A 12308-nucleotide genomic window follows, 5' to 3' on the forward strand; every position below is an offset into this window, starting at 1 on the left:
GTCGCAAAAAGAAAGGAGAATCCTATTTGTGTACAAAAAAATAGCCCCCGTCGCTATGGCGCTTGCTTGCCTGTTTCCGTCCCATTCTTTCGCTGCTTATACAGATGTGCCTATTACATATTGGGCCTACCATTCGATTGAGCAGTTGAGCGGAAAACAGATCATTTCGGGATATTCCGATGGAAGATTTAAACCAGGAGCCGTTATTACAAGAAAACAGGCTGCCATTATGCTAGTCCGCACCCTTTCTTTATCCTCCGATCAAACGATCGCGATCAAAGATGTGACCGAAAACACCTATGGCTACCAGGAGATAGAGGCCGCGGTATCAGCAGGTTTATTTAGCCTGAAAGACGGTCTGTTTCAACCTGATGAACCCCTGACAAGAGAAGACATGGCTAAAGCTCTCGCCATTGGCTTTCGGTTAAAAGGGGACCAAATGAGCGCATTCACCGATGTTCCTCAAACCAGCCCTTATTATCGCTACATTGATGCTTTGGCCGCTAATGACATCACGACCGGTTATACTGACCATTCCTTTCAGCCGAAAGGTGCAGTCAATCGTGCTCAATTTGCCGCTTTTATCGCTCGAACGCTGTTCAATCCCCGCGAATATGAAGTGTTGATTGACGGAAAGAAAAAAACGACCTTTCGTTCCAAGCAAGAAGCCATTCTATTTGCAGAGCCTTACGACAATGCCGTCATCCGACCTGTCAGCAACCAATATCAAACCTTTTCCAATGAATTTCTGTCACCGGAGAAATCAGGCGTAAAAAACGGCGTTTTACTGTACAACGGATACGAGATTGAGAAAAATCCTTTATACAACAGCCTTCAAAATAAAGAATTTTTCAAGCCGTATTTGGCCTACAAAGAAAATGGACAATATGTAGATTCCATGTTCGATTCTCTTATTCTGGCAGGAAGAGAATATCCGGGAGGCGAATTCACCGAGTCTAGCCGAAATGAAGCGGGTTATAACGAATGGCTGTGGTATTTGAATAAATTGTTTGGCGAAAACGGAACGATTTCCATCATCGACCAAAGCATGAAAGAGATTCCGGTCGTTGATCATGTGAACATTTTTATCGCCATTCCTTATCCACAGCGGAAAGATCCGATTGTCGATCTAAACGGTCAAACGCACCCCAACACATTGGACGAACGATTCCAACTCGTCAAATGGTACATCGATCAAGTGTATGACCAATGGGAGAACACCCAACACAACGGGTTAATCTTAAAAGGCTTTTATTGGTTAAACGAAACGGTCACGAACCCGGAAGATGAACAGCTTCTTCTCATGGTCAGCGATTATATTCACCAACAGAAAGGAAAATTCATCTATTCGCCGCATGCGCAGTCCACTAATTTTGAAAACTGGCAATCATACGGATTTGATGGGGCTTATTTGCAAAGCAACGCTCATTTTACGAATTTGAGCGAAGAAGAAACAAAAGCCAAATTACATAACAGTTTGATTGAAGCGCAAACGAGAAACAGCGGTGTGAATTTAGAAATTGAAAATCACGGATACGCGACGGTAGACATTGGATTGGAAAAGTTTCGCCAATATTTGCACTTTGCCGATCTATACGGGGCAAGATCTCAAAGCTTGATCATCTATCAAGGCGCCTCCATGGTAAACCGTTTGGCCACCTATACCGACCCGCGTTATCAAGAAATGTATACAGAGCTCTATCATTTTTTAAAAAATAAATAGCTACATACTAAAACAGGGTTCAGACGAAATGTCTGAACCCTTGTTTTTATAGAATGAGAGGAACGGTGATCCCGTTCCTCTCATTCTGCCAACCTATCGATTCACAAGATTATACAAGCTCGAAACATTGTATCCTTTAGCTTGGTAATAATCAAGCAAGCCTAGATAAATAGCATTGGCTGCCTTTTGACGCCAAGTGGCCGAAGCCAGCTTCGCGTTATCAGACGGGTTATCGATAAACCCTAGCTCTGCCAGCATGGCAGGCATGTTATTTTCTCTTAATACATGCAAATCTCCATTGGGGTTACTTTTGTTAACGCCACGGTCCGGTATACCCATTGCGCTGTGGAGACGGTTTTCTATTTTCGTCGCTAACAATTGGCTGTCAGCCTTATACGGGTTTTTTCCGGAACCTCTCCAATAATAGGTTTCCGAACCCGTTCCGCCTCCGGCATTGGCGTGGATGCTCAAAAATACATTTCCTTTATTCCTGATCGCGAAATTAACGCGGCCTTGCAAACTAATAAAGGTATCCGTGCTTCTCGTCATTTTTACTTGGAACGGACTTTTGGCCAAAACATTTCTCAGCCTTAATCCCGTATCCAAAACAACATCTTTTTCTTTCAATCCATAGCCGATTGCCCCCGGATCCGTTCCGCCGTGTCCCGGATCGATAATAATCACTTGGCTACTCAGACGGCGGTCGTACTGTCCGGTAGAGGACGGCGGTGTGGATTGAAGATAAGCACCATTGACATATCCGATCAAGCTGCCGGATTTTATGTAATACCAGCCGTTCACTTTATTTGCCGCATACACTTTCGTACCGCGGGTCAACGTGCCGATGACCGCATAATTTGTCGACGGTCCTTTGCGGACATTCAACTTATCGCTGCTGGCCACATTGACATAGAACGGTTGGGTGAATTGGGCCGTATTTGTATTGGACGGATCTACCCGAAAATCAGGATTCATCGCTCTTGCTAAAAAAACAGCGAAATCCGCACGGATGATAGGGTCATCGAGGCCAAACGTGCCGTCTCCTTTTCCTTGGGCTATGCCGAGCTTTATTAATGTTTCGGCTGCTCCTCCCGTCGTCGTTTCGCTGGAGAAATGGAACGCTTTATTGATCATAAGCGCCATTTCGCCGCGCTTCAACGTCTTCTCAGGATGAAACGTGCCATCGCTGTAACCGGACAAATATCCTTTTTCCACAGCCGATTGAATATACCCCGATGCAAATGAGCTTGCCGGTACATCGCGGAACGAAGTCGAACGCTGTGTGCCATTTAGTTTTAAAGCCCGTCCGATCATGGCGGCAGCCTCTGCGCGAGTCACTGTCTTTTTAGGCAGAAAACGATGGTCGGCTGTTCCTGTCACAATCCCTTTTTCGGCTAAATAATTAATTTCTTCAGCGGCTCTGTGGGTCGTTCCCACATCTGTAAAATATGTAGCGGCCGCTGCCTGCTTCACGCCAAATAAAGGGATGAAAAGCAAAAAGGCAATTGCCAGTAGAAAATGGGCCTTTTTCACTAATATTCCCTCCTTTCCACAGTTTTCTACATTTTAACATATTCGTTGACAAGTCTAAACCATTCTCACTGACTATTTTTCTGCTAATTTATGATTTTTCAACTAATTAATGGAACATTTCGCGATTATCCGCATATTTTCATTTTTTTTTTCAAAGCATAATTATGAGGTGATTTGGAATATGACAAACATTTTTCGACACTTATCAGCGTTTTTTGTGCTCTTGCTGCTATTGGCCAATGGAAGTTCGCCGACTAAGGCTTACGATTCTCGCCCAAAAGCCAAAAACGTCATTTTTATGATCATGGACGGCACCAATTCTGATGTCCTCGCCTTGGCGCGTTGGTATAAAGGTTCAGCACTTGCCCTTGATGGAATGATGACCGGGGGAGTACGCACCTATTCGCTGCGGTCTGCCATTACCGATTCGGCCGCCGCCGGAACCGCTCTGGCCACCGGCAGAAAAACGTTGGTGGATCATATAGGAATGATTCCGATTTTTCCTGAAGAAGGGAAGCCTTACACCGCTTATCCTGTTCCGAATATTTTGGAAGCCGCGGAAAGAAAAGGGCTTTCGACCGGAATCGTGTCGACTTCCCCTGTCCAACATGCCACACCGGCTGCTTTTTCTGCGCATGTGAACCATCGCAATCAATTCGACGACATTGCGGAACAACAAGTTTATCAAGGGATGGAAGTTGTATTGGGAGGAGGAAAAGCGTGGCTAAAACGGGATGACAAAATCAAATCCCGTCCTGACGGCGAAAACTTGATTTCCGTCATTCAAAAAAAAGGCTATGAATACGTGACTACAAGAAAAGAACTTTTTCAAAGCAGCGGAGAAAAAATTTGGGGAAGTTTTGCCCGGGAAGATATCGCTTATGAGCTCGACCGAAAAAAGCTGAATCTGAACCAGCCTTCCCTTGCCGAAATGACAGAAAAAGCCATTCAAACCCTGTCCAAAAACGACAAAGGCTTCTTTTTGCTGGTGGAGGGAAGTAAAGTCGATTGGGCCGCTCACAAAAACGATCCGGTAGGAATGATCAGCGAAGTGCTAAGTTTTGACGAAGCCGTTCAAAAGGCGCTCCAATTCGCCAAAAAAGATCAGCAAACATTGGTCATTGCGGTTGCGGACCACGGCAACAGCGGGTTAACGATGGGAAACCGCTCCACCAATCTTTCCTATGCGAGTGAACCGAAAGAACATTTTATTGAGCCGCTTAAAAAAGCCCATTTAACGGTAACCGGAGCCGTTTCCCGATTGCGAAAAGACCGCTCCAACTTGAAAGAAGTGCTGAAATCGTATGGATTAGATTCTTTAAGCCATAAAGAATACAATCTCGTCAAAAAATCGAAACATCCGGAAAAAGAAATGGCCGCTTTGCTTTCTAAACGCGCAAAAATTGGTTTTACAACCACCGGTCATACCGGCGAAGATGTCTTTTTATTCGCTTACGGCCCCGGCAAACCGACCGGACTTGTCGAAAATACAGATTTGCCGAAATCTGTTTGCCAAACACTCGGTCTGAAACTCCAATCGTCCTATCAAGATGGGATTCAGTTTTATAAAAAGCGGGGATTTAAGACAACCATTTATCGAAAAAAAGAGGGAAATCCGGAATTAGTGGTGCAAAAGGGCGGGCAAACGATCCGCTACCCTGTCAATAAAAATATCCGTTTTGTCGACGGCAAAGAAGAAACGCTTTCCGCCGTCAACCTCTTTAACGGAACACATTTTTATATTGGACTTCCGAATCGTTAACGCTCCTTGGATGGAGCGTTTTTTTTCTCATCGATCCCTGTTATAATTAAAGGATAAGATATTTCCCAGACATCTTATGGGGGAGATGAAAAAATGCCACAAAACGCTTTGGAATGGCGAGACGCCATATTGTATTATTCCGAAGAATTATTGCAGCACCCCGCTGATCTGAACTCTTCCGCTATCGAGGAAGGATTGCGGCTATTCCGCCACGAAAACGTGGATAGCTTTCATATAGAAAACCAGATCATTCATGCTTTTGTCCATGATAACGGCCGATGGGAGGTCAACCTCGATTTAACCTTTCCGTCACTCAGCTTTTGTTCTTGCCGCCAAAAAACCTGTTCTCATCAAATGGCCGTTTTTTTTGCATTATACAGCCAAACGGGAAATCTCCAAGATTGGATGGAACAATGGCGCACGCTCACAAGCGTTCCGTCAAAGAAACAACCGCCTCTTGATATTCCGGGAGTATATTATGCCAGCGATCTGCTAAAAAAACGGGCGGCCAATGACGGCCCTGAAGAGTGGGGAAAAATGGTCGATCGCGCCTTTTTACAAACGGATTGGTCTCCGGTAAAAAAGAATCCCTACTTATTGGATATGAAAGCCCAAAGTCTCTATCGACAATTGATGACACAAGGTCCGTTTGAAAGAGAATGGAAACCGCTCTACCAATTATTTTGCAGCTACTTTCTCTTTCAAAAAGTGGTGGAATTATGCAGAACATTGGGGGAAGATTGGAATTTGATTGACCGGGCCTGTTCCTCCACTGTCTACTTTTTTGCCAAGGAATGCGAACATGCGGCCAGAGAGCTTTCTGTTCATGCCATTCCCTTTGCTTTTGACCGCTATCTTCTTTATTTAAAAGACGATCTCTTAAGACTCATCGACCGCGATAGCCGGTTGTTTTCAAATACTTGTATGTTTCTGTACATGCGTCTTTGGACCGTTCTTTTGAAAAAAGAAGACTGGCGAAAACAAGAATGGAATCGTCTGGAAAGCGAGAGTCCCATTTCATACGGGAAAGCCACCGCCTTATTGCATCAACTTCTCTTTTTGAATAAAAAGGAGGAGTTTTCCGCTCTTTTTCAACGTCTTGACGAATCGATTGTCGATGCTTCGTTAGTATGGTTGGATTACTTTTTTTCCGAACCGCCTTATCAAAAAGCTTGCTTTTTGCTCGAACTTGTGAAAGAGAAGCTGCCCGCCTATTTAGACAGCCTCACAAGTCCTTATCATAAACGCACATTTGTCGAAGATTTTTTGCGATTCATTGATGCCCCTTGGCTGGCGGAAAATCGGCCGCATCTATTGGAAGATGTGCTTTTTCAGCTTTTTCCCTACAGTTATTCCGTGCTTCATGAATTTTATATCATCACCGAACATTATCAAAAATGGACGGAATTGCAGCTATTGATGGGAGCGGAATTGGAAGAGCTTGAGCAAATGGGATTAAAGAAACTCGAAAAAGCTTCTCCCGAATGTGCTCTCCCCCTTTACCATTGGGGCATTTCCGAGCTGATCGAGCGCAAAAATCGTTCCAGCTACCAACGAGCGGTTAAATATTTAAAGAAGCTTCGACGCCTCTATAAAAAATTGAAACGTGAGCAAGACTGGGAACGATACTGGGCCGGTTTGCAAGAAAAAACGAAACGTCTTCGCGCTTTTCACGAAGAATGCAGAAAGGGTAAACTGATCGATGCTTAAATTAAAAACGTTGACTGTTCATACGATGCCATTTGAAGATGATCGTTTCTTTGTTTTTCTTACTTCTGACAGCGGAAAAGCAGTTGACTATTCCTTAGGAAAACAGCTGTTCCTTTGGCATCAAGAAAGCTTTTTCGGCACGGAACTGGAAGTAAAGGAAGCGGATGGTATGAAAGGGTTTATGCTTTCCGCTTGGCAATGGATTAGTCTGTTAAAAAACGACCGTTTTCATTCGTTTATCCAATGGCATTTTGACCCGCTCACTCAATATGGATTGTCCGTGGCGCCCGTTCTTTATGAAGCGGTGGTGAATGGCGAATTTTCGCCCGTTTTTCATGAAACAGACATTTACTGGGAACCTCCGGCCGCCGTCTGGGAGGAGTTCAATCCTGATTTTTGGGAGCAGGACGTATGGAAAGGAATATCAGCCAGAAAAATGACCATCGACCTGTTTCAAAGATGCGTACACGATTTTTTGTCCCATTCTCCTGTTTTTCAAAAGCTTCATGAGATCGCCGATTATCTTCAAAACGGGAAATTGTCAGCCATCGATCTCCAATCTTATTGGGCAGACGGCCACTTTCGCCAATGGGCCGGTTTCGTGGAAGATCCTGTTCCGTTCTCTATAGGCTTGCGTCTGTCAGAACCTGAAAACGATCAAGATTCATGGCTATTAGAAACGGTTCTGCAAAACAAAAAAAATCCAGAAAAAATTTACAGCTTAAATGGCAGAATTCCTCCTACTTGGAAAGTGCATCTTCCTGCTGTGCTTGCAGAACAAACGCGCTGGCTGCGTTTATTGCCTGAACTGCAGGAAAACGGAAAAATGAAAACAGCGTTGACCGAAGAAGAAGCTTGGACTTTTCTGACCGAAACGAGCGAAAAACTGATTGCCCTGGGTATTGCCATTCTTCTTCCTTCATGGTGGGAATCGATACGCCAAGCGTCCTTTTCCCTTTCTGCCCGAGTCCGCTCTCAATCACATTATCAGCGGACATTTGTCGGATTAAATACGATCCTTGATTTCGACTGGCGGATTTCTCTGAATGGAGAAGAACTGGCAGAAGAAGAATTTCAAAAATTAGTGTCGGAAAAACGCCGGCTTGTCAAGGTGAACGGCCAGTGGGTGCCGCTTGATCCGAAAATGATTCAAAAAATCCAACAGTTAATGGAAGAAGCGAAGAAAAAAGGGATCAGAATGCAGGACGTTTTGACCCAAGAGTTCACCGGTGATTCAGAAGAAAATCAAGAAGAACCGTCAAACTTGTACGAACTCGCTTCGGTCCAAATTCAATTAAACCGTTCATTGCAGCAAATGATCGACAAGCTTCAGCATATCGAACAAATTCCTTTGCAGCAGGCTCCGGCTTCCTTGAAAGGAACTCTGCGTCCCTACCAGCAAATAGGAATGAGCTGGCTCTTGTTTTTGCGGTCGTTTCGTTTTGGCGCCATTCTTGCCGACGATATGGGGCTTGGAAAAACGATTCAGCTGATCGCTTATTTATTGCATGTGAAAGAAAAAGAAAAGCCGGACATGCCGGCTTTGATCATTTGTCCGACATCTGTACTTGGAAACTGGCAAAAAGAGCTTGAGCACTTCTCTCCCGACTTGCGGGTTCTTCTTCATTACGGCCAGAACCGGCTACAAGGCGAAGACTTTGCCGAATGTATTCAAAATAAAGATGTCGTACTCACTTCTTACGGTCTGTCCCATTTGGACTTTGAGACCCTTTCAGCCGTTCATTGGAGCACCATCGCGCTCGATGAAGCCCAAAACATTAAAAACGCCCATACAAAGCAGTCTCGGGCCATCCGGAAATTAACGGGAAATCATCATATCGCCTTAACCGGTACACCGATGGAAAACCGCTTATCGGAACTATGGTCGATTTTTGATTTTACGAACCATGGCTACTTAGGAAGCTACCAAAAATTTCAAAAGAATTATATCATCCCGATTGAAAAAGAGCGTTCAGAGAAAAAAATCCGCCTCCTGCAGGCAAGAATTCGCCCGTTTTTGCTGCGGCGGACCAAGAAAGACCCGGAAGTGGAATTGAATTTGCCGGATAAGCTGGAACAGAAGCAATATTGTCCTTTGACAGCGGAACAAGCCGCTTTATATGAAGAATACGTGCAAGAAACGTTAAACCGGATTGAACAATTGTCCGCTTTTGAACGCCGAGGGGTTGTCTTGCAAATGTTAAATAAGCTGAAACAACTTTGCGACCATCCGGCCTTATATTTAAAAGAAACCCGTCCGAGTCACGCTGCTGAACGTTCGCACAAGTTGGCCAAACTGCTGGAGTTGGTTCAAGAAATTTTGGAACAAAAGGAAGCTTGTTTGATTTTCACCCAATATATCACGATGGGAGAGATGATTCAGCAGGAAATCGAGAGCCGATTTCAAATCAAAGCACCGTTTCTGAACGGGAGCATGCCGAAGCTGCAGCGTGATCGCCTTGTCAGCCAGTTTCAGGACGGAGAATTTCCGGTATTTATCTTATCCTTGAAAGCCGGCGGAACCGGATTGAATTTAACGGCCGCCAACCACGTCATCCACTATGACCGCTGGTGGAACCCGGCTGTTGAAAACCAGGCAACCGATCGTGCGTATCGCATTGGCCAACACCGCTTTGTCCATGTTCATAAATTGATTGCCACTGGTACGTTGGAAGAAAAAATTGATAAAATGATTGAAGAAAAACAAGAACTGAACGAGAAAATCATCCAAAGCGACCAATGGATCACGGAGCTCTCCAACCAAGAGCTGGAACAACTGCTCAAATTGGAACCGCAAGGATAAACCCTTTTTTCACTATGTCTTGTATTTTATTTGAACCAAACAAAATCAGAGCCGGTATTCCCGCCGGCCCTTTTTATTTGAGGGAAAGTATGGAAGGTTTCAATATCTTTTATCTCTAGAGGAAAGTCAGAAAGGCCATTTTGAGGATAATAAGAGGGCAATGCGGGCATGAAACCCGTTTTTAAAAAAGGAAGAACGGAAAGTAGTTTATTTTTTTAAACTTCTTTCCATTTTGCTTTCATTCTTACGAGACAGAAAAACGATTGGATCGGAAAGCGATTGACTGGATTCCAGCCGGCGGATGCGCTGTTCGAGAAGGTGTATGGAGGAATGACAATTTCCAAGCAAGTAAACCACTTTTTCCATCAACCGTTCCATTTTTTCCATTTTGGCATAAACGTTTGGATCCAGAAAACATTCACCTCTTTTCATTCAAGCTCCATTAATGGAAACGTTTCTTCTTGGGGCTTTGAACTTAAAAACTGCACCGATTTGGCCACGACTTCCGTGATATGCACCTTCTTTCCTTCTTTATTTTCATAATTTCTTGTCTGAATACTGCCCAGCACCCCGATCAAAGATCCTTTGCTACAATATTTGGCCGTATTTTCCGCAATCTTGTTCCAAAATGTACACAGAACAAAATCTGCTTTTCCCCCTCCTTCTTGGCCGCGATAAGGACGCTGAACCGCCAATATGACGGGAAGAAACATTTTCCCTTCCGTCGTGTAACGCAGCTCCGGATCTTTTGTCAGTCTCCCGACTAACGTCACTTGATTGATCAATGATTTATCAACTCCTTCTTCTTTTTTCGGGAGGCATTTTCATCTTATCGGGAAAAGACGCATTCGTAAAATCGCTACTTTCCGCTTTTTCGACACGATCTTTTGTTTTCGCTGTTATTGTCAAGGAAAAAAGCGAATATTTTCGACAACTTCGGAGGCAATCAACCTTTTTTGCTTTTCTTTCCATTTTTATCTCCCCACGCTTTCTAGGTGCTGTCAATTCGGCTATGTTATAATGGAAGAAAAGCGAATCAATGGAGGCCGTCTTCTAAATGAAAACCTTTAAATTAGTCAGTCTTCAATTTATCGAGGATCAAGACGCTAAAGACATTGATTTCATTGATGGATTAATTATTAATAAAGAAGATGAAAAGCGGACGTGGCTGATTGAGCTTTTTACGGATCTATCCTATTACGATTATTTCCGTGACGTTCAACAAAGAGATAAAGACTTGGAAATTCAAGTCATCATATCCCGCCCTGAAAACAGCCCGGCTTATTTTTTCGGCCATATCCATTGCATCAAAAAAATGGAATCCAACGTAAGCGTCTTGTTGCAAGGACGTTTAACCAACAGACAAAACGAATTTGCCGAACGTCTTCTTACGGATTTGGTCCAAATGGGATTGAGCGGTGAACAGCTTGTTCGAGAATTTTCCGTCAACTTAAAAAAAAGACCCGGCCATCCCGTTGCCAAGATTCGTTAATATCCCCCCATCGCTGTCCGTCTGAAATATTTCAATCCGTAAATAAAAAAACCCGGTCACGACTTCAAATGATCGGGTTTTCGTTTTTATGGCTTTTCGGCTCGCTTTTTCCGTTTTTTGACTTTTGATTTTTCTTGACTGTCAAAAGCGGGAGTGAACCAGCTGAAAACCGGTTCTTTCTCCTGCTTTATTTATAGGCGGCGTTTTCTTTCAACTGTTTCGAAAGAAAATCTATGTAAAACTTTGCCTCCATTTTACAGGAATAATCGTAGTCGGTTCCCAATTGTTTTTGCAGGGCATCCACCGTTTCAATTTGCTCAGGAGTCGGTTCTTCCGAGATGATTTTTTCGATGATTTCATTCATTTTGGACGCTATTTCTTCGTGAAATTCAGGGCTGCTTTTAATTTCATTGCTCACTTTATGATACCAAGACGAATTGGATTGAATATATTCTTTCCATTCTTGCATAAACTCTTCAAAAGAAAAACGATGATCCTCCCATTGAATCTTAGCCATATATTGTTCAAACGCAGTCGCAATTGAGCGAGTGATACTTATTTTTACGCCGTGCGGTAAACTTTGCAACATGGAATAAGTACCTCCTACATAATACATATATCGTATCTACTTTATCATAATTAGGAAGTTGTTGACAAAGTTTTTCTTTTTTTCATTAAAATGCAACAAACCCACCGTTTAGAACGGTGAGTTTGTGAATCCTTGCGGTTGGCAACCTCCATTGGAATGGAGGCTTCCGATTCATTCCTAGCGCCTCTTTTCAGCAGCCGGCACTCCTCCATCTTTTCGTCGGATGCACCAAGCGCCTCCTGTAAAAGAGGGGCTCAACGAAAGAATTCAACCGTTGATGTTCCCTTTTTCGCCATCATTCATCTTTATTGTCTTTATCTCTTACATCACGTTTATCTTCGATTGGCTCTTCTCCCGGAGTATTTCTGTCTTTCGTCATATCCCAATCATTATTGGTGTTCTTATCATTGGTTCTTCGGTTATTGTTGTTTAAAATACCGTTGTTGTTATTGTCATTAGGGTTGAGATCAGGCCCATCATTGTTGTTATTTCTGTTTAAATCATTACGGTCATTATTGTTATTGCGGCGATTGTTGTCATTAAGATCGCGGCGGTTATCGTCTATTACACCGTTGTCGTTGTCGTTGGCAGGCGGCGGAGGATTTTGATTGGTGTTACAGCCGGCTAAAAGCAAAATAGCTAACAGCGAGCCTCCCATTAATTGCAAAAACTTACTCATTTCTATCCTTCTCCTTT

General features: G+C 43.6%; 10 protein-coding genes. 5 read left to right on the forward strand and 5 right to left on the reverse strand.

What is annotated here, in order from left to right; translation table 11 throughout:
• Nucleotides 1-28: 28 nt before the first annotated feature.
• Nucleotides 29-1723, forward strand: coding sequence for a DUF4855 domain-containing protein (locus BSM4216_RS14840; protein WP_048624213.1), 1695 nt, complete (start codon nt 29-31; stop codon nt 1721-1723).
• Nucleotides 1724-1816: 93 nt separating this feature from the next.
• Here the strand turns inward: BSM4216_RS14840 and BSM4216_RS14845 are convergent, their stop codons facing one another.
• Complete coding sequence (locus tag BSM4216_RS14845; protein WP_048624214.1) at nt 1817-3256, reverse strand: N-acetylmuramoyl-L-alanine amidase; 1440 nt, start codon at nt 3254-3256, stop codon at nt 1817-1819.
• Nucleotides 3257-3437: 181 nt separating this feature from the next.
• Here BSM4216_RS14845 and BSM4216_RS14850 point away from each other — a divergent pair, with 181 nt between their 5' ends.
• The 3 genes from BSM4216_RS14850 to BSM4216_RS14860 all read left to right on the forward strand — a co-directional run bounded on the left by BSM4216_RS14850 (nt 3438) and on the right by BSM4216_RS14860 (nt 9531).
• The gene (locus tag BSM4216_RS14850; RefSeq protein WP_053083264.1) at nt 3438-5018 is read left to right on the forward strand and encodes an alkaline phosphatase; all 1581 of its coding nucleotides are present in this window, start codon (nt 3438-3440) and stop codon (nt 5016-5018) included.
• A gap of 93 nt (nt 5019-5111) precedes the next feature.
• Nucleotides 5112-6728 carry a hypothetical protein gene (locus tag BSM4216_RS14855; RefSeq protein WP_048624215.1) on the forward strand — a complete coding sequence of 539 codons (1617 nt, stop codon included), beginning with the start codon at nt 5112-5114 and terminating at the stop codon, nt 6726-6728.
• Nucleotides 6721-9531, forward strand: a complete 2811-nt coding sequence (locus BSM4216_RS14860) for a DEAD/DEAH box helicase (protein ID WP_048624216.1) — start codon at nt 6721-6723, stop codon at nt 9529-9531. The genes BSM4216_RS14855 and BSM4216_RS14860 overlap by 8 nt, the downstream gene beginning before the upstream one ends.
• A 207-nt stretch (nt 9532-9738) precedes the next feature.
• Here the strand turns inward: BSM4216_RS14860 and BSM4216_RS14865 are convergent, their stop codons facing one another.
• Complete coding sequence (locus tag BSM4216_RS14865; RefSeq protein ID WP_048624217.1) at nt 9739-9963, reverse strand: hypothetical protein; 225 nt, start codon at nt 9961-9963, stop codon at nt 9739-9741.
• The gene (locus BSM4216_RS14870; RefSeq protein WP_048624218.1) at nt 9960-10316 is read right to left on the reverse strand and encodes a single-stranded DNA-binding protein; all 357 of its coding nucleotides are present in this window, start codon (nt 10314-10316) and stop codon (nt 9960-9962) included. The genes BSM4216_RS14865 and BSM4216_RS14870 overlap by 4 nt, the downstream gene beginning before the upstream one ends.
• 272 nt (nt 10317-10588) lie before the next feature.
• On the opposite strand from BSM4216_RS14870, the gene BSM4216_RS14880 reads away from it, so the two are divergent.
• Nucleotides 10589-11023: a YwpF family protein gene (locus BSM4216_RS14880; RefSeq protein ID WP_048624220.1), complete on the forward strand. Its 435-nt coding sequence runs from the start codon at nt 10589-10591 to the stop codon at nt 11021-11023.
• Between the two features lie 187 nt (nt 11024-11210).
• On the opposite strand, the gene BSM4216_RS14885 is transcribed toward BSM4216_RS14880, so the two are convergent.
• Both BSM4216_RS14885 and BSM4216_RS14890 read right to left on the reverse strand, forming a co-directional pair.
• A complete protein-coding gene (locus tag BSM4216_RS14885) occupies nt 11211-11612 on the reverse strand; it encodes a hypothetical protein (protein WP_048624221.1) in 402 nt (133 codons plus the stop codon).
• 295 nt (nt 11613-11907) lie between these two features.
• Complete coding sequence (locus BSM4216_RS14890; protein WP_048624222.1) at nt 11908-12291, reverse strand: hypothetical protein; 384 nt, start codon at nt 12289-12291, stop codon at nt 11908-11910.
• Nucleotides 12292-12308: the final 17 nt, after the last annotated feature.

Source organism: Bacillus smithii, assembly GCF_001050115.1.
Lineage (GTDB): Bacteria > Bacillota > Bacilli > Bacillales > DSM-4216 > Bacillus_O > Bacillus_O smithii.